This window comes from Pseudoalteromonas sp. P1-13-1a, assembly GCF_001401875.1.
Classification (GTDB): domain Bacteria; phylum Pseudomonadota; class Gammaproteobacteria; order Enterobacterales; family Alteromonadaceae; genus Pseudoalteromonas.
This window is the reverse complement of the sequence record NZ_LKDV01000012.1, coordinates 16341-39203: the sequence shown is the minus strand read 5'-3', so window position 1 is coordinate 39203 and position 22863 is coordinate 16341. Positions and strand designations below refer to the sequence as shown.

Sequence of the window (22863 nt, the reverse complement as noted above, 5' to 3'; positions counted from 1 at the left end):
GATAACCATTCACACTTTTCTCATTAGGTAACATTTATAATGGATACTAAAGAACATAATACTATTTACTTTGCTGGTGGCTGCCTGTGGGGCGTACAAGAGTTTATGAAACACTTACCAGGCGTAATAAGTACTGAAGCAGGACGCGCTAATGGTACAAATAAAACGACAGGTGGCGACTACGATGGTTATGCAGAATGCGTAAAGGTAATTTTTGACCCAAACGCCGTTAGCCTAAATAAGCTGTTTGACTACTTTTTTGAAATTATTGACCCATACAGTATTAATAAACAAGGAGATGACGTAGGCCCTAAATACCGCACTGCTATTTACAGTAAACACCAAACCCATTTAGACGCAGCAAGCAATTATATAAATAAGCGCAGTGATGCAGAAAAAGTTGTAGTAAGCGTTGAGAAGCTTACCAATTACGTACCAAGCGATCCTGAGCATCAAGACCGTTTAACCAACCACCCAGATGACTATTGCCATATACCCTTTGAGTTATTGTATAAGTATAAATCGTAAATTTAACGCAGTGTCTATGTAGACGTGCAGCTTGCTGACGTGACGAGCGAAGCTCGTAATTACTTCAATCTAAAGTCCCAAAACAAACAGCCATAAAAAAGCTCACATACTGTGAGCTTTTTAAAACTTACTTAACGCTAATTTTAACTTACTGCTGCTTTTGCGGCGGGAAGTTGCTTAAAATATTAGCGACTGTTTCTTTAATTGACGCTTCGCGTTGCTCAGGCGATTGCTTTTTCTTTAAACGGCCTTCTTTAGCACCGCGCCAAACTAGTTGGTTTGATTCACGGTCAATAATATCAATCACTAACGTACCCACTTCGTATTCGCGGGCGCTAATATCGCGTTGAAAGCCCGTACCCCAGTACCCCCAACGTGCGCCGTAGCCTACGTTAAAGCTGTCTACTTCGAGCTCTTTATCTACCGATGCATGGTAGTTAACTAATACGTCAGCTTGTGCGGCGTCAACTAGGGTCATACCTAATGTTTGGCTAAGTTCTTTATTAACAGCGGTACGTACGCGTTTTTCCATTAAACCGTTAATTTGGTAGTTTGTGGTGTCTTTGGTTAGGCTCGCGTTTTCTACCCAAGCAAATGTTTTAAAATTACTAAAGTTGGCTGATTTGTCGTAATCCCAGTCTGGGGTTTGCGTACAGGCTGTAAGTAATGCCAGCGCTGCAACAATAAGTATATTTTTCATTACCTTTGCTCCAATAAAATGCGTTAATTTAAAATAACACACATCGTTTAAATGTGTATTAGTTTAACGTCCTATATTTTAGTTTAGTTGGTTTGCCTTAACGGCCAATTAACTGTGTTCAACTTCTATCCAGTCTTTTTCGTCTACCCAGTTTTGGGCGCCATCCTTTACTGAACGAATAGGTACAATGTAATCACAGCTTACCTGTGGCTTAACTGAGGCAAATATAGGCACAAAGCCAAAGCTCAATGCCGTTTCTATGATTGCTTTTTGGTTTTGCGGGTCGATATCGGCCGCTTCATCTATATAAATAGGTATACGGTAAAGGTTTTGTTCCTGATCGCTTAATAAGTAACGAATAAACAACATGCCACATAATAACTTAATGGTGATACGTGTCCCGTTTGAACCGGCTGAATCGATTTTTTCAAAGTGTTCGGTTTCACCTGCGCGGTTTACCACTTCAAAACGAATGTCGAACAAATCAGTTAATGTAAGGCCAGCTTTGTCTGAGGCAAGTTTTATTAGGTGATCTTTTGCTTCGTTTACTGCGCTTTCGCTGTAAGGTTCTTGGCTTAATAAATCAAGGGTGTCGCCTTGCTCAAACTGATGCGACGTGCTGATAATGGTATCAATACTATCAACCAGCATCTTGCGCGGTATTACGTTAATTTTAAACGCTTGCAGGTTAGAAATACGGTGCTGGCTTATCCCTTTATTAAAGCTGTTCATTTCGCGACGAAGGCGATCTAAATCTTCACGCAAGCCTTTAATGGTTGCGGCTACTTCGGTTAGGGCTACGCGACCTTGGCGCTCAACGGCATCGCGTTCGTTATCAAGGTTATGAAATGCACTAATCAACTTTTGGTATTTAGTAAATTCGTCGTTTTCGTTATCGAACTTAGTAATACCCGCGTTATATACATGCAAATAGGTATTACGTACGTTTATGTCAAAGTTGCGCAGCTCTTGGCAGTCTTTATTAAAGTGATGTACTAGGTCGCTTAAGTTATCAAAATCGACTGTTATATCAATCATATATGGGGTCACTTTCCCGCTGTATAAATCAAGCGTGTGGTCAATTCGCTCGCTTTTAACTTGGCGAAGGCGCTCGGTTTGGCGATTAATTTGCTCTTGCTTAGATTTAATTAACGAACGTCTGTCTGCAATTGAGCCACTATTTTTTTGAATATCTTGCAGGTAGTCGTCAACTTGTTCGCGCTCTGCTAATAATTGCTCTTTTAGCATGGCTTGCGCTTCTACCGACTGCTGCATTACCTCAAATTGCTCTAAGCGTTTAAGTGCGCTCTCTGCGCTCAATAGCTCATCATAAAGTGCATCTTTTTCTTTTTGTTTCTCTGCCACGTTAGCGGCTACTTCGCGCTGTTGTTTAAACTCTTTTAAGGAGCGTTCAAGCGCGTCTAATTGAGCGCTAAGCTGGGCTTTGTTTTCTCCGCTTTGCATTTGTACAGGCGAGAGTTTTTTAAGCTTAATGCTTGCCCCTGGAAGGGTTAGCACACCGCCTTTAACGTTTTCACTTAATAGCGATAAAAATTCCCCAAAGGCGTCTTCGTCATCAATGGTTATATCGCCCTGGCTGGTGGTTGCGAACGAGAGTAGGTCGGGATTTAAAATGCGCGATATTTCTTCTACTTCTTTGAGTGATAAGTCTTCGCGCATACGAGTAAACAAATTAAACTCAAGGTTTTTAAGCTGTAGTTTTAAACTTTTTATTTGTTTTTGGGTTTCGCTAATGCGGTAATCAAGCGTATGTAGGCTTTGCCCTTGTGCGCTGGTAATAGAGTGCGAAAGCGACTCGTAATCTTGCTTTAGTTGCGCAAGGTTTGCTTTAAGGGTGGCTTTATTTACCAGTTCAAACTCGCTTTTAAGGGCGCTGTAATCTAAAAACCATTGCTCAATTTGGGTTTGTTTGCGCTCTATATCACGAGATTGCTGCACGTATAAGCTTTGCTTTTGTTCAAACTCGTGTTTTTCGTGCTCTATGTCTTCAAGGGCAATGGCGAGTTCGCTTAGTTGCTCTTCTTGGTAGGTGTCAAAGTCTATTAGTGCTTGGTCAATTTTAGGTGCGTAGGCTGCTAACTTACCTTTAAGCACGGTTTGGTTTTCAAGCATTGATTCAAGCGCACTTATTGGCTCTTGCATTGATTCAAGCGCTTTTAATTCGCGTTTAGCGCGGTTTACTTTATCAAACGAGCGACGCCATACTTCATAAAAGTCCACTTTAGAGTTTGACATATGGCGCTCAAACACACGTAACATAAAGCGTTTAACATCGCTTGCGCCTAATTTGTGTAAGTTAAGAATACGCCTAAATATTTCTTTATAAATGGCGGAGTCTTGCACGTTATTAAGCGGGATCATTTTTAAATTAATGTCGCCGTCAAAGGGCGTTGCGCCACCGGTAAGTAGGGCGTTTAGCTCTTGTGCTTTTAGCTCTATTGGGTTGTAACCTTGCGTTTTTAAATGATTAAACAGCTTGGTAAACTTAATTATGGTATTACCTTGCGTGTACTGCGCTAAATCAAGTGTGCCTTGATAACAAAAGTACTGATGCGCATAACCAGCTATTTTACCAAGGCCTGCGACCCCAATTACGACCGAGCCATGAGGGAGGTTGGCTTCGAGTAAAATGTACGATTGATCCGATGAAAAATAAAATTTACGGGTTTCATCTAAATCATGGCCGTCCCATTCGGTTAGGCGCAAATCGTTTATTAGCGGAAATTGCAGGGCGTTAATAACCGAGCTTTTACCGGTATTGTTTGGCGCACAAATAGAGCTGCTTTTATCAAGTGGGATCACACACTTTGCATAACCTGCGGTATTAAGTAGGGCGAGTTTACTTAGTCCGTATAAGTTTTTCATTGCTCGTCCTCCGTAATGTAGGTTTCTTCGTTTACTTCCATCAGTGCATCAATGTAACGGTAAATAGGCGCTTGTAGCATAAAGCCGCCTTCTACTTCGCGGGCAAGGCCTAAACGTACCATGCGCAGGTAAACGTCTTTTCGTAAATCTGAGCCCGAAAAGATCTCAAGCTGATCAAACAAATGTTTGTTAATTTGCACTAAGGTTTGCATCAGTTCTAAATCGTTTACTTCATCAAATAGGGCGCGCATTGGGTCTTTACCTGTATTGGCAAAGTGCTCAATTAAAATGTAAATAGTTAGCGCAATAGCACGGGAGATTTTACCCATATTCGGTGTACTTTCGTCGCTGGCAAAATAGTAAAAGCCACGGCTGTCGTGTTTTAAATCGTGGCCCAGGGCGCTAAATAAGGCACTGTAAGATTCTATGTGTTGGTCAAGCTCTTGCCACATTACGTTGTCTTGTTCGCAAATATGATAACCCGCGCCTAATTTTTTATTAATGGCTTGCAGGTGTGTTAGCTCGTCTAGGTTTATATGTGTCATGTGTTACTCGTCTGCCTGTGTATCTGGCTGAGGCGCTGAATTAAATGGGTATAACGAAAAATGCTGGCCGGCAATTTTTATGCGCGCTTTTTCATCGCTTTGGCTAATGTGAATTTCACTGTCGCTGACTAATTTTTGATATAAAAATAGCATTTCGTCGGCCTCTAACTCGGGGTAGCTTTCGTCTAAAAATTGCAGCAATGGCTGAGGCTTTTTGCGTTTTTTATTAAAGCGTTTTGCAAAGGTTTTTTTAACATCGTGGTAATCAGGAATGTTAGGCGTTACAAATGCCGGTACGTCTTGTTGCTCTGGAAGCTGGTATTCTTCGTGTTCAAATTCTACCAAGCTTGCCATGTAGGCTACTATATGGCGCTGTTGCCCAAGCGAGTAACGTTGGGCATCACTGACAAAGTTTGGTTGCACCGCGCTTAGCATGTTGTCTACGCCATTTTTACGTACCAGGCCAAGCACTTTTGCCGCTTGACGGGTAATTAAGTTATTACGGCGCAGCTCTTCGCGCAGTGGCATAAGCATATCGGCACTTTTACGTAAGCTTTCTCGGCCAATCAAATGCATTTCGAGTATACGGGTGCGTAATTGCTCAAGCATGCGTTTGTCACTGTACGCTTTACCTGAGCGTTCAATGTGCTCTATTTGCTTACTTATTTGCTGCTCAATACGGGTAAAGCAAGCATGAAAGTCGCCTCTAATATCGACCATTTCAAGCATGGGCTCTATGTATTCGTCAAAGGCCTCTATTACGGCTTTGTATCGCTTTTGCAAAGATTGCACAGCATGATCAGATTTAGCCTGCTCAACTATATTTAATATGGCGTTTTCGTTGTGTGCGTAAAGCTTCATTATTTTACGCACCCGATCATCCATAATGCGGCTAAAACGGCGTAAATCGTCAAAGTCTTCCATTTCGCCTGCGTTATCTAGTCGGTTTCCTAGGCGGGCTAAATCATCAACCAAAACGCTAATTTCTTGTGCTAAACCTAGGTGTTCTTCTTGTAATAAAAAGGTCGCAAAATCGGCAATGGCACGGTTAATTTCAAGCTGAGAAGATTTAGCCAATGGAATGAGTATATCTTGATTGAGCAAACGATTTGTTTCTTTGTATATGCGCTCGTTTGTCCACGTAGGCTGTTTTTGTTTAATAGCGTTTTGTACGTCTTTTAGGCTAAAGTCGGCCATTTTAAAACGTTTAAATAATAGCTCTAAAACACCCCAATGTTCGCTAAGGGTATTTAGCAGCTTTTTAGCTGGGATCATAAGAGGTTACAACATCCTAGTATTTTATTATTGAGTTCTTAAAGTTGACTCATTATTACGTATTCTACCAGTAAATAGTATTCGTTTTTAAGACCATTTAATAATAGTTTTTGCATGAGGGCGGTGCTAAAATTCGCACCGAAATTGGGCACGCACAAAGGAGTGATTTTTGTGTGTTCTTTAAAACTATATCAAAGGTTATTTAACTACCATGGTCCCCTCGATAATTTTAACCCTAATAGCGATTGCCTTCTTACTGATCGTTATAGAAGATATAATTCACGTAAATAAAGCTAAAACAACGCTATTTTTTGGCACGCTTTGTTGGATTATACTTTTTGTTAACCCTCTTCATGGGCAAAGTCCCACCGAAATTCAGCACCTTTTAAACGAAAACATACTAGAAATAGCCTCACTTTGGTTGTTTTTAATGGCCGCCATGACCTTTGTTGCGTATTTAAATTCTAAAGGGTTTATAGAAAACATAGTGCATCGGGTAATGCCTAAAAGCATTAGCGAGCGACAACTTATGTTTTTAGTGGGCGGGTTTGCTTTTTTGTTTTCGTCTATTTCTGACAACGTAACCGCTACCCTTATATCACTTGCTGTGGTTATGTCGTTACAGCTTGAAGCTAAAAAGCTGATTAAATACGCCACACTTATTGTGTTTGGGGTTAACTCTGGCGGTGTATCGTTAATAACCGGTGATGTAACCACCTTAATGATATTTTTAGATGGCAAAGTGTCTATTGCCAACTTATTACTGCTTATAGCGCCTGCGTTTATAAGTGTGATGCTACTCGCGCTTTTGCTCTCTATTGGTATGAAAGGGAAAATAGAGTTCCAAGGCTCGCAAAAAAAACGCATAGAAAAAACTGACATTACTATTGCCATTATATTTTTATCAACCGTGGTAAGTACGTTAACACTTAGCGTAATTTACAGCGTACCGCCGCTACTTACATTTTTATTTGGTTTGTCGGTTATGTTTTTAGTGGCGCAATTTTTAATGCGCAAAAAAGATATAAACAAAGACATAATAGACTTTGTGCGCGACATAGAATACGACACGCTACTGTTTTTCGTTGGGGTTTTATTATTGGTAGGGGCATTAAAAGAGATTGGCATTTTAAGTAAATTTACCGATTTATACGCAATAATGTCACCTGAGTACGCTAACTACTTAATGGGCATATTATCAGCTGGGGTTGATAATGTACCGCTTACCGCTGCGCTATTAAAAGCAGATATAGTAATGAGCCAACAGCATTGGTTGTCGTTTACCTATGCAACAGGGGTAGGTGGGTCAATGCTAATAATTGGTTCAGCAGCGGGTATAATTGCAATGAGCAAACTTAAAGCACTTACTTTTACTAGTTATTTTAAATTATCACTGCAATTATTAATTTGTTATACCGTAGGTTATACAGGCGCTTATTTTATGGGTAGCTTTGTTTAATTTTACTATAAATGCTTGACACCTAGACGTCTAAACGATAACTTTCAAAGCCCCGCTAATTAGCGGGGCTTTGTTTTATTTAGCCAATGGTTAATAAAGCATTCAGAAGAGGTGCGATACTTAGGTATTTAATGGTAGGTGACGAACGCCCATAACCATTAAAGAGGGAAGTACTCGCCGAGGAAAACAAAGTTACGTCGACAATGTTTTTCGGTTTATGGGGCTGAATCCCCAAAACTGTCACCAACTTAGGTGGAGAGCTTCTGGCAGCGGACACATCAAATATATTCCTTTGCCAAGTTCTTCTTGTTTTTCAGCGGTCTGGATACCGCGAAAGGAGACGAAATGACTACCCAATCAGTGCCACAAACAGTATCAGGCGCAAAATCAGATTACATCGTTGCCAAATTTGGCGGAACCAGTGTTGCAAACTTTGAAGCGATGAGTCGTTGCAGCGAAATTATTGTTGAAGATAAAAGCGTACGTATTGTTGTTGTGAGCGCCAGTGCTGGCGTAACTAACCACTTAGTTGCATTGTGCAAACCCGACCTTAGTAAAGAACAACGCCAAGAGCACATTGATGGCGTATTGGCTATTCAGCAGGCTATTTTAGATGAGTTGTCGCTTGATGCCGATTTAGCCGTAGGCTTTAACGAAACATTAAAAGCATTCCAAACACTAGCCCTTGAAACACTTACTACAGATCAACAACACGATGAATTACTTAGCTTTGGTGAGCGCTTGTCGTCTTACTTATTTGCGCAAGTGCTGCGTTTAAAAGGCTTAAATGCTGACCGTTTTGATGTACGAAAAGTACTGAAAACCGACAGCCAGTTTGGTAAAGCAACACCTAATGTTAAAGCCACAGCGCAAGCGGCTAAAGAAGTATTAATTCCGCTACTAGATGAGCAAGTAATTGTGACTCAAGGTTTTGTGGGCAGCGATGAGTTTGGCCAAACAACCACGCTTGGCCGTGGTGGCTCAGATTACAGCGCAGCATTACTTGCAGAGGCAATTAACGCTAAAAGCGTACATATTTGGACCGACGTAGTGGGTATATTTAGCACCGACCCTCGTTTGTGTGCAAAAGCAACACCAATTGCCCGTTTAAGCTTTGACGAAGCCGCAGAAATGGCTACATTTGGCGCAAAAGTGTTGCACCCAGCTACTATTTTACCAGCCAGCCGCAGCCACATTAATGTATTTGTCGGCTCAAGCCGTGAGCCAGAGCGCGGTGGCACGTGGATTGAGCGCGAAAAATCTCAGCAGCCGGGTATACGCGCTGTAACGCAACGTAAAAATCAAATATTGCTTACTCTTAAAAGCCCTGAAATGCTATTAGCAAGTGGCTTTTTAGCCCGTGTATTTACCATTTTAAGTGAGTTTAATATATCGGTAGATTTAGTGACAACTTCAGAAATAAGCGTAGCCATTACCCTCGATAACGCGCCCAATGCCTCGCGCCCCGAGCTTGAGCAAGCGTGTTTAGATAAGCTTGCTGAATTTTGCCATGTATCGGTTGAAAATAACTTAACGTTAGTGGCGCTTATAGGCTCTGAAATACAGCTACGCCAGCACGAAATGAATTTAATGAATGTTCTAAAAGAGTTTAATATTCGTTTAATTTGCCACGGTGCAAGTAAGCACAACCTTTGCTTTTTAGTAGAGCAGGGCGAATCTGATACTGTAGTACAAGCAATACATAGCCGCTTATTAGAAAGCGCTGCCTAAGCTTATAAAGCCAAGTCATTAAGTATCTAAGTTATTAAGCACATAGCACCGCCAGTCGGTGCTTTTTTTATATGCCACGCTTACATCAAATAGCGCATTGCCACACGCTATATTGTTGCTCGCTGCTACAAGGTTTTGCTGTGAGAACTCACTAAATACATTTGGGCTAAGCAATTGCGCTATAGGGCGGTTAGTTGCTTTAGCGAGCGCCTCTTTTAAAGTCCAAATTCTAAAGAATGTGTACGCTTGATCCACAATAGCAGTAGGTGCGGTAATTAAGTCAATTTCAGCTTTATTGTAAAAATGTTTAGCGAGCTTTTCGAATGGGCGTTTTAAGCTTATTTTTTCAATATCAAACCCAAACTCTGTATTAGTAACATTAAGAGCTACACCCACTAAGCCATGTGAGTGCGAAATACACGTATTAATAACGCTGCGGTTTACATGGAGCTGCAGTTTTGAGCACTCTTCATTAAAGTGGGTGCTCATTTTATTAAGCGGTACGTGCGCGTATTGGGGCTGAGTATGCTTTGCGAGTTGCTTTAGTAATAAGCGCGATGCAAGGTACTCTTGCTTTGCTTGCATACGTTTACGGCGATTTATAACGCTTAGTTCAAATGGGCTTAGGTACTGGCTTAAATCAAGGTGTTCTACATTAAGTGTGTTGGCATTAAACACTAAAATAGTATTGTTGCTACGGGGTAAATCGCTATAAAAAGAGGGAGCAATACTTAGGGTGTTTTTAAAAAAATGGTTAGTCATACACGCTTAAATTAAGAGAGTGCTGTAATAATGAGCGGTTAACAGCACTTATTTATGCCAACAGCAATTTTATTACTCAGTTGGCATTAAATATGGTTTAATTCACAATAATCAAAGAATAACAGAATTTGTAGATGTATGGCACAAGTGCGTGATGGATTTCAAAGCCGTTTTGGTTTTGTTTTAGCCGCTGCAGGCGCAGCAGTGGGTTTAGGTAATATATGGGGTTTTCCTACGCAAGCGGCCAACCATGGTGGCGGTGCATTTTTATTGGTTTACTTTGTTGTTATATTTTTACTTGCGCTACCTGCGCTTTATACCGAGCTTTATTTAGGGCACCAAGCACAAGCAAACCCAGTAAAAGCATTAGGGAATGCGTGGCAAAATACCAACAAAAAAGTTGGGGCTGCGGCGGGGTATATAGGCCTTGCAGGCGCTGTGGTTATGCTTAGCTTTTATTCTATTGTAGCCGGGTGGATGCTTTCATACGCTATTGAACCCATAACGTCATTTTTAGGCTTTGATGGCGTAAGCGAGTTTTTACATAGCGACTCGGTACTGCGCAATTTTATATTTACCCCGCTTATGCTTATTTTAACCGCCAGCATTATTTTAAAAGGGGTTAAATCGGGTATTGAAACCTGGTCGCGCCGCTTAATGCCGTTACTATTAGTTTTATTGGTTGGTTTAATTGTTTATATAGCCAGCCTTGAGGGGGCAAGCGAAGGCTTTGCCGCGTATTTAATACCTGATTTTAGCCAAGTGCTCGACCCTAATTTAATTATTGCAGCTATGGGGCAGGCGTTTTTCTCGCTCTCATTAGGTGTAGGTTGTATGATGATTTACGGCTCGTACTTACAGCCCAATGCTAACCTGCCAAAACTAACCGCAAGCGTTGCACTGCTTGATACCAGCGTGGCATTTTTAGCAGGCTTACTTATTGTGCCAGCAATTTACGTTGCACAACACAATGGGGTTGAGGTGTTTAGTGGCGGTAAACTAATTGGCGAAGGGCAGCTTATATTTGCTATTTTGCCAGAGCTATTTAGCACGATGGGTGAAATAGGTTTACTAATAGGCTTGTTGTTTTTTGTACTAATGTCGATTGCCTCGGTTACATCAACTATTTCAACCACCGAAATACCCGTTGCCTTTTTAGTCGAAAACCACAGCGTAGATCGTACTAAAGCCACGTGGGCTGTCAGTTTAATTGTGCTTGTATGCGCAAGTGCCATTATATTAAATTTTGAGTGGTTATTTGGTTTAGTTATTATGTTGTTTACCCAATACCAATTACCGCTTATGGGCTTGTTTTACTTTGTTACCGCAGGATGGATGTGGCAGCGTGGTAATAAATTGCGCCAAGCAACCACAGGGGCGCATTATTGGTTTGCACAGTATATTCGCTTTGTGTGCCCAATATTAATGACCCTTGTTTTTGCAAACGTTGCGTTTGGTTAATTATCATCAGGCCATAAAGTAACTGATAAGTAAAATAAAAAAGCGAAGTAAGTTTAAAGCTTACTTCGCTTTTTTGTGCCTACTAATTAAAGGTAAATAATTTATAAAACCTCATTAGTGAGCTGCTTACCTTGGTTTATTTCCTGCGCATTTTGTAAGGTGGTATTAGCAATTTCGGTAAGTGCTTCTTGGGTAAAAAAGCCTTGATGGCCAGTAACTAATACATTTTTAAAGCTCACTAAGCGCGAGAATATATCGTCTTGGTTTATTTCATCGCTATGGTTTTTAAAAAACAGCTCAGACTCCTGCTCGTATACGTCAAGCCCTAAATACCCAAGCTTTTTAGTTTTAAGCGCGTTTATACAGGCTTTGCTATTAAGTAGCGCGCCACGCGAGGTATTAATAAGCATAACGCCGGGTTTCATTTTATTAAACGCGTCATCGTTTATTAAGTGGTGTGTGTGCTCGTTCAATGGGCAGTGCAGTGAAATTATATCGCTTTGCGTAAGCAGCGAATCTAAATCGGTAATAGTGTAATCGTCAGGTGTTGCATAAGGGTCGCACACTAAAATATGCGCGCCAAAGCCATTTAATATTTTACAAAGTGCAAGGCCAATTTTACCACAGCCTATAATTCCAACTGTTTTGCCATGTAAGTTAAAACCTAATAAACCGTTTAAATCAAAGTTGTCTTCGCGTACGCGGTTATAGGCTTTATGTGTTTTACGACTAAGGGTAAGCATAAGTGCCACACAGTGCTCAGCTACGGCTTCTGGGCTGTACGCGGGTACTCGTAATACCTTAATGTTGTGTGCTTTAGCGGCAACTAAATCAACATTATTAAACCCCGCACAGCGAAGTAAAATAGTGCCCACACCAAGCTCTGCCAATTGCTCTATTACGACTGCATTAACCGTGTCGTTTACAAATACACACACCGCATCAAACCCTTTAGCAAGCAGTGCTGTTTGCTCGTTAAGCGCTTGCTCAAAGTAACAAACCTCTATTTGAGGGTGTTTACTAAAACTGCGCTCAAAAAATGGCTGCTCGTATTTTTGCGTACTAAAAAAAGCAATGTTCATGTTATTTACTCCAAAGCCGAGCTGTTATAGCAATCCGCATAATCAAGTGATCTATTTTGAGGATGGAAGAACGTGTTGATAGCAAGGCAAAAAATTCGCTATTTAGTTGTTCTCGGCAATTGCTCCTGCATTGCTCTACCTTCTGCATTCAAGCAGTCGTAAATGAGAGTTTTATAACGCAGATAGCAACACGTTTAGCCCCAAAAATAATTAAGTATTATTGTGGTTGGTACTATACATAACCTTAAACTAGTTTAATAAAGCATGCTTGAGTAACCACCGGTTTATTGATTTAGAATAATTAAGCACCTTTTAATGCATTAAAGTTGGGTATTATTTTAGCGTTATTTAAATTATTAGCGCTCACCGCGCTAGGTAAGTTTGCCTCAATGACCTGTTTTAGTGTTTCGGGCTTGGTACGTGGAGCGTAACGTGCAACCAGCTGCCCATCACAATTAATTAAAAATTTAGTAAAGTTCCACTTTACGGCGCGGTTTTGTGAAATACCACGTGTGTGCGACTTTAAATAATTAAAAAGCGGGTGCGCTTCAGGGCCGTTGACCATCACTTTTCCAAATACCTCAAACGAGACGTTAAATTGCGCTTGGTAAAAGTCTTTAATGGCTAAATTATCAAGCGGTTCATTTTGACCAAATTGATTGCACGGAAACGCCAATATTGTAAATCCGCTTTTTTTGTATTCTTGATAAAGTTTTTCAAGAGCACTTAACTGCATAGAAAAGTTACACTTACTGGCTGTATTTACAATAAGTATGGTTTTACCTTTTAATTGGCTAAGGGGGAAACTTTCACTGTTATAAAGTGGTGCGTTAAATTGATAAATGCTATCCATAGGTTACCTACTTAATTTCCAGTTTATGGAAATTTTATAAAGACTTTCATTCGCTTTTTCACCATCCGATTGACATAATCGGAGCCTAGTTTCTAAGTTATCAGGAAAATAAGGCACTTTTATGTCAATCAATGTTGCATTTATAGGTTTAGGGGTAATGGGTTACCCAATGGCAGGGCATTTAGCAAAATCTGGTTTTAATGTGTGTGTATATAACCGTACTACAGCTAAGGCTCAAACGTGGACAGAACAATACACAGGTTGCTTTGCGCCCACTCCACGTGAAGCGGTAAGTGAAGCCGATATAGTGTTTATGTGTGTTGGGAACGATAACGATTTACGCTCTGTAGTATATGGCGACGACGGTGTTTTAGCCGGCATGTTACCACACACGGTATTAGTTGATCATACAACAACCTCAGCTGAAGTAGCGCGTGAAGTAGCAGCAAAAGCAGCTTTGCAAAATATCGATTTTATAGACGCACCCGTATCAGGCGGGCAAGCTGGTGCTGAAAACGGCGTGCTTACAGTTATGGCAGGCGGAAACGAAGCTGTTTTTACTAAAGTGCAACCCGTAATGGCAGCCTATAGCCGTTTTAGCCAGTTATTAGGCGATGTGGGCGCAGGGCAGTTATGTAAAATGGTTAATCAAATTTGTATTGCCGGCGTAGTGCAAGGCCTATCAGAAGGCCTACATTTTGCCAAGCAAGCAGGCCTTGATGGTGAAAAAGTAATTGAAACCATTTCAAAAGGGGCTGCGGGGTCGTGGCAAATGGAAAACCGCTACAAAACAATGTGGGCAGGAGAGTACGAGTTTGGTTTTGCGGTAGATTGGATGCGTAAAGATTTAGGCATCGCGCTTGATGAAGCTAAAAACAACGGTGCGACGTTACCGATGACTGCAACGGTTGATCAGTACTACGCTGATGTACAAGCACTTGGTGGCGGCCGATACGATACATCAAGCTTACTTGCACGAATAGAAGCGCTGCATAAAAAATAACGTTTCACATTTTAAAGATTAAAAGCTGCGCTTTTCACGTGAGCAAGCTCTACGCCTACCACCAAGGTGTAGGTATGGGTTTTACTTGTAGACGCCAAGCTTGCTTGCGTGACGGGCAAAGCCCGTAAAGTGATTAATTCACAAAGAGGGTAAGAGGCGCTGCGCTTTGAGAGGAAGAGATTTATTAAAAACGATTAGTGGCTTATGTCTTCTCATTTGCTCCTCATTTGTTTCTCTTTGTGGATTATTTCTTAATTTAAAAAGCTGCGCTTTTCACGTGAGCAAGCTCTACGCCTACCACCAAGGTGTAGGTATGGGTTTTACTTTTAGACGCCAAGCTTGCTTGCGTGACGGGCAAAGCCCGTAAAGTGATTTATTCACAAAGAGGGTAAGAGACGCTGCGCTTTCAGAGGAATTGTTAAAGCTAAAAAGATTATTGCTTTTATGTCTTCTCATTCGCCTCTCTTTGTGCAGAATTTTTGGCTTTTCTATAGTAATGAAGTTATATAAAACAAAAAACGCGATACTTTATTGCTAAAGCATCGCGTTTTAAAAGTGCTCTACACAAATTTAAATTACATGCTTTGTGCGTAATTATATAAAGCCTTTAAAATGGTCAGGTTCTTTTCGCTGTCGTCGTGCTCATGCGCCAAGTTTTCAAGAGTGATCATAAAATCTTGTGCACTTATTGAGGGTTGATCTTCCCCGTGCATTAGCTTGTTTTGGCAATACTGACGCCATTGGTCAAGTTCTTGTTGGTTTAGTGTTTCTGGCCAGTTTCGTGCGCGGTATCTAAACAGTAATGTATTGAACTTTTTATCTTCAAAATCTAAATTTAAACTAGCCAGCTCCTCTGGTTTAGCATCACGTATAATCGCAAATTTAGCTTTGTCGGCATGGCTGGTAAAGCCATCGTAAAGTAAGTAATCAACGTTAGTGGTCGCGCTGTAATCGCCTTGCTCGTTAAACACTTCAGTGACTTTATCGCGAAGCTCGGTATTGGCTTTTAAAATAGCTAAATTAGCGAGGCATTGCTCGCGGTCAATGCCTAAACGGGCGGCGTTTTCAGGCAATAATGTTTTTGCAGGCGCTAAAATAGGGCACTTGTTTAAATGCACTAACTTTAAACCAACAGGTAAATCACCCTCGGCTAAATCAACGCGTTTGGTGTATAAACGTTTACGTAATTCTTCTACGTTTAAATCAAGTAAGACTTGCGGGCTTTGGGTTAAATCAAAACAAATAACCGCGTTTTTATTTACCGGGTGAAAGCTCATAGGCGCAACCCACGTAGTACAACCCTGCGTTGCAGGAATACGCGATGATGTATGTACCAGCGGCGTCATGTTAAATACATCAACTAAATCGCCAAGCGCTTTTTTATTACGTAGCCCAAAAAAGAAGTTATAAAGCTTTGGCTGTTTTTCTTTTATTAGTTTAGCCAGTGCAATAGTGGCGGTTACATCGCTTAGCGCATCGTGCGCAGCAGCGTGTTCAATACCGTTGGCTACTGTTAAATGCTCAAGCTTAAAGCTTGGGCTACCGTCTTCTTTTAGTGGCCATTCAATACCCTCAGGGCGAAGCGCATAGCAAGCACGTACTAAATCAATAATATCCCAGCGGCTATTATTGTTTTTATATTCACGCTCGTATGGGTCGTAAAAGTTACGATAAAAGCTATAACGGCTTACTTCGTCATCAAAGCGAATACTGTTATAACCAGCCACACAGGTATTGGGCACACTAAATTCGGCATGAATTTTTGCAATAAACTCAGCCTCAACTAAGCCTTTTTTCATCGCCACTTGTGGCGTAATGCCCGTAATTAAACACGCCTCAGGGTGGGGCAAGTAATCCGCTTGCGGCTTACAATATTCAATAAGCGGCTCGCCAATTATATTTAAATCAAGATCGGTACGAACACCCGCAAATTGGCTCGGCTTATCCTTTTGAGGGCTCGCCCCCCATGTCTCATAATCGTGCCAGTAGATTGTTGCTTGATTTTGTTCTTGATATGCCATACTGAAAACCCTGAGTAGTTAACTTAAATGCGCCTAAATACGCGCCAAGTTACTAAAATAATGAATTATTTAGATTATGGCATATGGGCGAGGGAGTTTATAGGTTTGGGTGAGAAAACGAGCTTTATTATAAGAAAGCCTACTGTTAGTAGGCTTTTTAGTACTACTGGTCTACCAGGTTTTTGAACTTACAATAATCCATAATTTGAGAGTTTCGCCCAAAAGCAGTCTTAATGAGCTTGCCACTAGTATCTGTTGAAAAATACTGATCGATTTCATTACTAGTCAAATTCAGTGTTGGGTTATTTATTGTGAAAGTAGCGATGTAATTATCCCCTAACTTGTAGGTGATATCTAAATGTTCGAGTAGCTCGAAGTGAATTACTAACTTTCTAAACTCGCCATTATCCACATGCGGACATAAGCAGTTTAAAATTAATAATGATAATTCTTGATTTGATAATTGGGCTCTGAGAATATTACTATACTTTTTTTGAATACCTATATCGGGGAAACTGTTTTTTATTAATTTCAAAATTTGATATAGATTTCTAAAGTACCTACCAAACTCTTTATTTTCATATATATAGAACATTGAAAACGTTAAAATAATTGATTTGTTACTAACAATTTTATTATTTGCGTTTTCTATAGCCATTAATAATCGATTGATGCTTTTTATCCCGGGCTCTACCTTCATAACTGTTCCGGCAGAGTAAGAATCTATATTAAGTTTTCTTGAGATCCTCTCATGGGAGTTTTCGTGAATATAAATGAACTGATTGATAAGTTTATTATGCAATTCCAACATATTAAAAAAGGTAGTTTCAAAACTTTGTACTGCAAGTAACTTTGCTTGTTCCTCTAATGCTGTTGCTGAATTAGCAAGTTCATTTCGAGTAAGAGCCAACTCATCATTACTTACTTGTAATGCTCTTTCATTTTGCTCGATTGCTTCAGTGCCTTGTTGTATTGCTTTTTCACTTTGCTCTAGCGCTTTTTTATTTTGCATTAGTGTATAAGCAATTAAAATTAAGCTGAGTAAAGCGAACGTGGGGTTAAGCACACCACCAAAAAAGTCACCAACTGCGCCCCAGTTACTGATTGTAGAGGCTGGGCCAAACCCAAATTTCGATACAAAAAATATAATTGCGATAATGGCGGCTAGCCCTGCAATTCCACAAATTATAAAAACAATCCGTTTCATACTCTTAAGTCCTCTTTAAAGATGATAGTAATTTTGTAATTTGATCCATTCCATCGAATGTACTAGGAAGATTTTCAGCATCACTGATAATCCCACTAAAAATAAGGTTTTCGAATTTTTCTAAAACAGCGGGATCATCTTTTTTAATTTCTTTTGAGTAATCTGCGTAGTTTTGGATAAATTGACAAAGAGTTTGTCTAAGCTCTACCTGAAGAACTTGAGCCTTAATTGATTTATAGTTATGTAGCACAACTCTGAAAAAATAGAGCAAAATTATCTCTAACGAAATAAGAGGTAATAAATTTAGTAGATGTGTCGAAATAGTAGAGCTCTGACTAATATCGTTAGGGTTGTATATGGAGATCATAGCGGACAAAGGAAATGCAATTAATGAAAATGCTAATACGATAAGAAAACAAAAAGTATTAGTAGCTTCTTTTTGTTTCCGCTTTGCTAGCTCATTAAAGCCTTTGTATAATCCAACAAAGTTAAAAGCAGTCTCTTGCTTATCTAATGTGGCTTGTAAATTTTCAACTGTTTGTTCTTTTTGTTCTAATTCAGTTTGAAAATCAGATATTTTCTTTGTAATTTCCTCTTTTGAGCTAGCAATATTATTTAATGTTTCTTCAGCAGTTAATCTCTTTTCGTCAAATGTAGAAAAAAGTTTAATTTGTTCAGAGTGAAATAAATTTTTTGTAATTAAAAGTGGAGTTGAGTTAATGATGTAAAGTAACTCTAATTTAAATTCGTTATCAAAAAGTTCATTTATAGTATTGCTAACAGCTTCTTTTTTTATGTTCATTCCAGAAATAGATTTTTTAAATCCTTCATGCTCGTCTTCACCTTCTTTCAGCATAAAATCAATTTCAAAGAAAAACCTTAATGAGTTTAAGTAAAGATTTTGGATATGAGGGCATATATGATCATTGTTAACAGAAGTATTCGTAACCTTTTTAATGCAATCAAGAAACTGTTCGCCATAAAGGCCGATATTTAGTTTTGTATAATTGTCCCAAGCGACTGGGTAATTGAATGTATTTTTGATGATATTTGCTGAAGTTTTAAGCAAATCAAAATTGGCATCAGCCATGTCACTTTCAAAGAATTTATTTTCATCCTCTTTTAATAGCTGTAAATCTAGAAAGCTTCTGATAATAGCTTTGTTATCTTCTTTTTGAAAAAACATAATTATTCCCTTAATTTATTATTATTAATCTTTTTATAACCACTTACTTACAATGGTAGCTTAGTTGTTCAGGTCAGTTGGGTTAGCGGCTTTTAGGAAATAGTGTCCACTTTGGTAATAAGCTGTTTAAAGATGGCTTGGTTTACAAACCGTAAATGCACTCTACATCAGGCACTACAAAAATAAAATTACCCTTATTAAACCCTAGCTTCAGGCTCACACCTTTAATAAAAGGCCAGAGTACAAAAACTAACACGTCAAGTAATATATGATTAAATTCAATTGTACATAATCTTACTAGAAACTACGCATAAAAGTATTTAGCATTGAAGATAATTTTAATAATGAAACACATTTATAATGATGAAAAAATTAATAAAAGTTACTATTTTCAGCTTACTTATAATTTCCCATTGTGCCATGGCTGAGCTGGCTAAAGTTCAAGTAAATGGCTTTGACGTTGAATACGAGCTAGCTGGTAAAGGTAAACATACTATTTTACTTGAAGCGGGTGGTTCTGCTGGTTTAAGTGATTGGGACCCGGTTTTTGAATCACTTACCAATCACGGTAAAGTTATACGGTATTCTCGTATTGGTAATGGTGGTTCTTCGCAAATAAAGAAAAACTATAGCTCAGAAGAATATGCAGCTGAGGCTGCGTTATTACTCAAAACACTGAAAATAGAAGAGCCTGTTGTGTATGTTGCGCACTCTTATGGTGCTTATATTGCACGTGTATTTGCTGCAACATACCCTAATCAGATTAAAGCGTTGATGTTAATTGAGCCTGCATCAGAGCACGATGTAGATATTATGCGCGCGATAGATTTGCCACGCGCTGAAAAAGAAATTGCAGCAATAAAGCTCGACGATATAAAAAATGGAATGTCGAATCAGTATTTAGATTTTTGGGCAAAACGTCCACTGCCCGATTATCCACAAATTGCTGATATACCCGTGACAGTAATTGCCTCAGTTAAAAAGTATAAAAGGCCATCTGTATTATTTTTTACCGACAAAGCGCGTGAAATGTGGGGCGACTTCCATTCAAAGTGGGCTAATACATTTTCTCAAGGTGAAGTAGTTATAACAAATAAAAGCTATCACTACCCGCAAAAAGATGAGCCAGAAATGGTTGTAGCCCAAGTAGTTAAGTTACTAGAACGCACTCAATAAGTTTAAGTTTCGTTGGTTGTTTTTATAAATACCAATTGTCGTAAATTAGTAATTTGGCATTAGACTAAAGTCTATAGATTAGATTTATTCACTTATTAAGTTTGTTTTAATCGTTTGTCGTTTTTATGGTAATTCTCTAAAGTTCAGTTGTCGGCAACAAGCACGACTAACTCAACAGGAATATAATCATGAAAAGCTCACTTATCAAAACCATCGCTCTTGGCTCTTTATTAACTTGCTCAGCTGCTGTAATGGCTGATACAAGTGACTACAAATTAATGGTTATCGAACAAGCCACTGCACCACAGCCACTTGAGCAGTCATTTAACAGCTGTGCTCTTAATGTTAAATCTAAGAATTATGCTGAGGCTGAAGCAATTTGTACAAAAGCAATTGCACTATTAAAAGATGCAGATGGCCCTAAATTTAAAGTACGCCAACTTACGTCATTCGCGTTAAGTAACCGAGGGGTTGCGCGCTTAAAATCAAATAATGACACAGCAGCTATTGCTGATTTGTACGAGGCAGCGCAAATGTCTAACAGTACAATGGTATCTCATAATTTAACACTTGCTAAAGAAGAGCTTGCACTATAAAAAAGTGCTAAACATGCTTTAATTAAGCCAGTGTATAAAAAGCCCATGTTAAGTTTGTACTTAACATGGGCTTTTTACGTTACGGGGCTTAAAAGGGCAATGTAAAAAGTGAACACTAGTTGGTTTATACATATAAGAGAGTAAGACTATGGATGTCACGAGTACGTTGAGTATATTTGAAATCAGCGCGATTTTTTTAACAATAACCGCATTACTTGCTTATATTAATAACCGGTTTATTGGCTTGCCAACCACCATTGGAGTGATGGTTATCTCGCTTTTGGTATCTATTGCTGCGATATTTTTGGGCTTTTTAGGGTTTGATAAACTTATTGATTACGAAGTAAGCCTACTTGATCAACTCAATTTTACTCACGTTTTGCTCGATGGCATGCTCTCCATGCTGCTTTTTGCAGGGGCGCTGCACGTAAATGTAAGTGACTTAAGACGTTATAAATTACCCATAGGTATTTTAGCGTGTGCCGGTACGCTAATTTCGACAGTTATTATTGCTGCTGCGTTATACATTGTGGTGCCTTTATTAGGGTTTAACCTATCGTTTATATGGTGTTTATTATTTGGTGCGTTGATTTCGCCAACTGATCCCATCGCAGTAATGGGAATTTTACGCTCTGCGGGCGCCCCTAAAAGTATTGAAACTGTTATAGCGGGGGAGTCGTTATTTAATGATGGTATAGGCGTGGTCGTGTTTGCGCTTTTATTAGGCATTTTAACCAGTGGTGAAATACCTACTACTTATTCTGTTGCTCATACGCTCGCTGTTGAGGCAGGCGGCGGTATTGCATTTGGTTTAGTATTAGGGGGCGCTTTAAATTATTTATTAAAGGCGATAGATAGCTACCAAGAAGAAGTATTACTTACGCTCGCGGGTGTTATAGGCGGTTATGCATTGGCGAGCCACTGGCACTTATCGGGGCCACTTGCAATGGTTATGGTGGGGTTAATGGTGGGTAATCACGGCCGTAATTTAGCAATGAGTGATAAAACCCGTCACTATGTTGATTTGTTTTGGGAACTTATTGATGAAATTTTAAATGCCATTTTATTTGTGCTAATTGGCCTTGAGGTGGTGATGATTATGTACTCCGCTAATCTGCTGGTGGCGGGCGTTTTAACTATTTTTATTGCGCTAGGCGCACGCTTAATTGTGGTTGGCTTAACAACAAGTGTTTTTAATAAACAGCTTGAACTGCCCTGCGGTGCATGGAAAGTGTTAACCTGGGGAGGTTTACGTGGCGGGATTTCAGTGGCGCTAGTATTGCAGTTACCTGATGGAGCGCAGCGTAATATATTACTTGCTTTAACATATGCAGTAGTGGTTTTTTCAATTTTAGTGCAAGGCTTAAGCGTAGGAAAAGTCGCAACAAGCATAAAAGCTAAATAATTTTAACGCTTTATTTTTGTACAGTTTAGTGGCGTGTGTGCATAGCCACTGCATACCACTTGTTTTAAAACTTTTTTCAAAACAAGCAGTAACTACACTAGTTTACATGCTGTTAAACATTTAAGTTTGTACGTATATTAGACTAAAGTCTATAGGTTAAATTTCTTCACTTATTGAGTTTGTTTTTCTCGTTTGTCGGCGCTGAGCTATTACTCTAAAGTTCAGTTGTCGGCAACAAGCGCGACTAACTTAATTAGGAAAGATAAACCATGAAACGTACACTTTTAAAAACCATCGCTCTTGGCTCATTACTAACTTGCTCAGCAGCTGTAATGGCTGATTCAAGTGACTACAAACTAATGGTTATTAAAACCGAAACTGCTCCGCAGCCTCTTGAACAGTCATTCAATAGCTGTGCACTTAATGTTAAATCAAAAAACTACGCTCAAGCTGAAGAAATTTGTACTAAAGCCATTGCACTGTTAAAAGATGCACAAGGCCCTAAATTTAAGGTACGCCAGCTTACATCGTATGCGTTAAGTAATCGTGGTGTTGCACGCTTAAAAGCACATAACGATACCGCAGCATTAGCTGATTTATATGAAGCAGTACAAATTTCTGAAAACACATTGGTGTCTCATAACTTAACTCGTGCTAAAGAAGAGCTTGCCTTATAAAGCAATTTAATTAGCGAGAGTCACAAAAAAGCCCCTACCTATTTATATTAGGTAGGGGCTTTTTTGTGTGTGTTATTACGCCCTTAAATGGCCTTATAAATTTGGGGCTTATTATGAGTAAGAAAGATTCTACGCGGTTCAATTAAACACAACGAGATTATTAGATAGGCTTTGTTTAAATGATTAGCTCTAAGTGCGGAAATAAATTTATAAAAATGCTGACTGATATAAATCAACGTTTTGATTAAGTGTATTTTGCTATTGTATTATTCTGATAAGCTTAGCTTGTAAAAGCAGGTTAGTTTAATTT

General features: G+C 39.4%; 19 protein-coding genes and 1 riboswitch. Of the genes, 9 read left to right on the top strand and 10 right to left on the bottom strand.

The window, feature by feature from the left end; translation table 11 throughout:
* Positions 1-39 precede the first annotated feature (39 nt).
* Positions 40-528 carry a peptide-methionine (S)-S-oxide reductase gene (locus AN391_RS09505; RefSeq protein ID WP_055015192.1) on the top strand — a complete coding sequence of 163 codons (489 nt, stop codon included), beginning with the start codon at positions 40-42 and terminating at the stop codon, positions 526-528.
* 148 nt (positions 529-676) lie between these two features.
* Here AN391_RS09505 and AN391_RS09500 read toward each other — a convergent pair whose 3' ends face one another.
* The 4 genes from AN391_RS09500 to AN391_RS09485 all read right to left on the bottom strand — a co-directional run bounded on the left by AN391_RS09500 (position 677) and on the right by AN391_RS09485 (position 5934).
* On the bottom strand, positions 677-1228 hold the full coding sequence (locus AN391_RS09500; protein WP_055015191.1) for a DUF4136 domain-containing protein: 552 nt from the start codon (positions 1226-1228) through the stop codon (positions 677-679).
* A 108-nt stretch (positions 1229-1336) separates the two neighbouring features.
* Positions 1337-4114 carry a hypothetical protein gene (locus AN391_RS09495; RefSeq protein ID WP_055015190.1) on the bottom strand — a complete coding sequence of 926 codons (2778 nt, stop codon included), beginning with the start codon at positions 4112-4114 and terminating at the stop codon, positions 1337-1339.
* Entirely contained in the window at positions 4111-4659 is a 549-nt protein-coding gene (locus tag AN391_RS09490; RefSeq protein ID WP_055015189.1) for a condensin complex protein MksE, read from the bottom strand. Before AN391_RS09490 ends, AN391_RS09495 begins: the two co-directional genes overlap by 4 nt.
* 3 nt (positions 4660-4662) lie before the next feature.
* Entirely contained in the window at positions 4663-5934 is a 1272-nt protein-coding gene (locus tag AN391_RS09485) for a hypothetical protein (RefSeq protein WP_055015188.1), read from the bottom strand.
* A gap of 211 nt (positions 5935-6145) precedes the next feature.
* Between AN391_RS09485 and nhaD the strand changes: the two genes are divergently transcribed.
* Together nhaD and lysC are read left to right on the top strand one after the other, a co-directional pair.
* The gene (gene nhaD, locus AN391_RS09480) at positions 6146-7393 is read left to right on the top strand and encodes a sodium:proton antiporter NhaD (RefSeq protein ID WP_055015187.1); all 1248 of its coding nucleotides are present in this window, start codon (positions 6146-6148) and stop codon (positions 7391-7393) included.
* 98 nt (positions 7394-7491) lie between these two features.
* Positions 7492-7664: riboswitch (Lysine riboswitch) on the top strand.
* 74 nt (positions 7665-7738) lie between these two features.
* Positions 7739-9124 (top strand): lysine-sensitive aspartokinase 3, encoded by a 1386-nt coding sequence (gene lysC, locus AN391_RS09475; RefSeq protein ID WP_055015186.1) that lies wholly within the window; start codon positions 7739-7741, stop codon positions 9122-9124.
* Between the two features lie 18 nt (positions 9125-9142).
* On the opposite strand, the gene AN391_RS09470 is transcribed toward lysC, so the two are convergent.
* A complete protein-coding gene (locus AN391_RS09470; protein ID WP_055015185.1) occupies positions 9143-9886 on the bottom strand; it encodes a 4'-phosphopantetheinyl transferase superfamily protein in 744 nt (247 codons plus the stop codon).
* Positions 9887-10024: 138 nt separating this feature from the next.
* On the opposite strand from AN391_RS09470, the gene AN391_RS09465 reads away from it, so the two are divergent.
* Positions 10025-11347: a sodium-dependent transporter gene (locus AN391_RS09465; RefSeq protein WP_055015184.1), complete on the top strand. Its 1323-nt coding sequence runs from the start codon at positions 10025-10027 to the stop codon at positions 11345-11347.
* Between the two features lie 101 nt (positions 11348-11448).
* Here AN391_RS09465 and AN391_RS09460 read toward each other — a convergent pair whose 3' ends face one another.
* Both AN391_RS09460 and AN391_RS09455 read right to left on the bottom strand, forming a co-directional pair.
* Positions 11449-12429, bottom strand: coding sequence for a 2-hydroxyacid dehydrogenase (locus tag AN391_RS09460; protein WP_055015183.1), 981 nt, complete (start codon positions 12427-12429; stop codon positions 11449-11451).
* A 301-nt stretch (positions 12430-12730) separates the two neighbouring features.
* Positions 12731-13282: a glutathione peroxidase gene (locus AN391_RS09455; RefSeq protein WP_055015182.1), complete on the bottom strand. Its 552-nt coding sequence runs from the start codon at positions 13280-13282 to the stop codon at positions 12731-12733.
* Between the two features lie 121 nt (positions 13283-13403).
* Here AN391_RS09455 and AN391_RS09450 point away from each other — a divergent pair, with 121 nt between their 5' ends.
* Positions 13404-14285: an NAD(P)-dependent oxidoreductase gene (locus AN391_RS09450; protein ID WP_055015181.1), complete on the top strand. Its 882-nt coding sequence runs from the start codon at positions 13404-13406 to the stop codon at positions 14283-14285.
* Positions 14286-14860: 575 nt separating this feature from the next.
* Here the strand turns inward: AN391_RS09450 and sbcB are convergent.
* The 3 genes from sbcB to AN391_RS09435 all read right to left on the bottom strand — a co-directional run bounded on the left by sbcB (position 14861) and on the right by AN391_RS09435 (position 18699).
* Positions 14861-16306 carry an exodeoxyribonuclease I gene (gene sbcB / locus AN391_RS09445; RefSeq protein WP_055015180.1) on the bottom strand — a complete coding sequence of 482 codons (1446 nt, stop codon included), beginning with the start codon at positions 16304-16306 and terminating at the stop codon, positions 14861-14863.
* Positions 16307-16469: 163 nt separating this feature from the next.
* Positions 16470-17513, bottom strand: coding sequence for a putative phage abortive infection protein (locus tag AN391_RS09440; protein ID WP_055015179.1), 1044 nt, complete (start codon positions 17511-17513; stop codon positions 16470-16472).
* Between the two features lie 4 nt (positions 17514-17517).
* Positions 17518-18699 (bottom strand): hypothetical protein, encoded by a 1182-nt coding sequence (locus AN391_RS09435; RefSeq protein WP_055015178.1) that lies wholly within the window; start codon positions 18697-18699, stop codon positions 17518-17520.
* A gap of 363 nt (positions 18700-19062) precedes the next feature.
* On the opposite strand from AN391_RS09435, the gene AN391_RS09430 reads away from it, so the two are divergent.
* The 4 genes from AN391_RS09430 (at position 19063) to AN391_RS09415 (ending at position 22553) form a co-directional block, all read left to right on the top strand.
* The gene (locus AN391_RS09430; RefSeq protein ID WP_055015247.1) at positions 19063-19875 is read left to right on the top strand and encodes an alpha/beta fold hydrolase; all 813 of its coding nucleotides are present in this window, start codon (positions 19063-19065) and stop codon (positions 19873-19875) included.
* A gap of 188 nt (positions 19876-20063) precedes the next feature.
* Positions 20064-20471 (top strand): hypothetical protein, encoded by a 408-nt coding sequence (locus AN391_RS09425; RefSeq protein WP_055015177.1) that lies wholly within the window; start codon positions 20064-20066, stop codon positions 20469-20471.
* Between the two features lie 148 nt (positions 20472-20619).
* Entirely contained in the window at positions 20620-21876 is a 1257-nt protein-coding gene (locus tag AN391_RS09420) for a sodium:proton antiporter (RefSeq protein WP_055015176.1), read from the top strand.
* 269 nt (positions 21877-22145) lie between these two features.
* The gene (locus tag AN391_RS09415) at positions 22146-22553 is read left to right on the top strand and encodes a hypothetical protein (protein WP_055015175.1); all 408 of its coding nucleotides are present in this window, start codon (positions 22146-22148) and stop codon (positions 22551-22553) included.
* The last annotated feature ends 310 nt before the right edge of the window (positions 22554-22863 follow it).

Coding starts and splice junctions, on each gene's coding strand:
- AN391_RS09470 (WP_055015185.1), bottom strand. CDS start 9,886: ATGACTAACCATTTTTTTAAAAACACCCTAAGTATTGCTCCCTCTTTT.
- AN391_RS09450 (WP_055015181.1), top strand. CDS start 13,404: ATGTCAATCAATGTTGCATTTATAGGTTTAGGGGTAATGGGTTACCCA.
- sbcB (WP_055015180.1), bottom strand. CDS start 16,306: ATGGCATATCAAGAACAAAATCAAGCAACAATCTACTGGCACGATTAT.
- AN391_RS09465 (WP_055015184.1), top strand. CDS start 10,025: ATGGCACAAGTGCGTGATGGATTTCAAAGCCGTTTTGGTTTTGTTTTA.
- AN391_RS09415 (WP_055015175.1), top strand. CDS start 22,146: ATGAAACGTACACTTTTAAAAACCATCGCTCTTGGCTCATTACTAACT.
- AN391_RS09495 (WP_055015190.1), bottom strand. CDS start 4,114: ATGAAAAACTTATACGGACTAAGTAAACTCGCCCTACTTAATACCGCA.
- AN391_RS09455 (WP_055015182.1), bottom strand. CDS start 13,282: ATGGATAGCATTTATCAATTTAACGCACCACTTTATAACAGTGAAAGT.
- lysC (WP_055015186.1), top strand. CDS start 7,739: ATGACTACCCAATCAGTGCCACAAACAGTATCAGGCGCAAAATCAGAT.
- AN391_RS09505 (WP_055015192.1), top strand. CDS start 40: ATGGATACTAAAGAACATAATACTATTTACTTTGCTGGTGGCTGCCTG.
- AN391_RS09440 (WP_055015179.1), bottom strand. CDS start 17,513: ATGAAACGGATTGTTTTTATAATTTGTGGAATTGCAGGGCTAGCCGCC.
- AN391_RS09485 (WP_055015188.1), bottom strand. CDS start 5,934: ATGATCCCAGCTAAAAAGCTGCTAAATACCCTTAGCGAACATTGGGGT.
- nhaD (WP_055015187.1), top strand. CDS start 6,146: ATGGTCCCCTCGATAATTTTAACCCTAATAGCGATTGCCTTCTTACTG.
- AN391_RS09430 (WP_055015247.1), top strand. CDS start 19,063: ATGAAAAAATTAATAAAAGTTACTATTTTCAGCTTACTTATAATTTCC.
- AN391_RS09500 (WP_055015191.1), bottom strand. CDS start 1,228: ATGAAAAATATACTTATTGTTGCAGCGCTGGCATTACTTACAGCCTGT.
- AN391_RS09435 (WP_055015178.1), bottom strand. CDS start 18,699: ATGTTTTTTCAAAAAGAAGATAACAAAGCTATTATCAGAAGCTTTCTA.
- AN391_RS09490 (WP_055015189.1), bottom strand. CDS start 4,659: ATGACACATATAAACCTAGACGAGCTAACACACCTGCAAGCCATTAAT.
- AN391_RS09420 (WP_055015176.1), top strand. CDS start 20,620: ATGGATGTCACGAGTACGTTGAGTATATTTGAAATCAGCGCGATTTTT.
- AN391_RS09460 (WP_055015183.1), bottom strand. CDS start 12,429: ATGAACATTGCTTTTTTTAGTACGCAAAAATACGAGCAGCCATTTTTT.
- AN391_RS09425 (WP_055015177.1), top strand. CDS start 20,064: ATGAAAAGCTCACTTATCAAAACCATCGCTCTTGGCTCTTTATTAACT.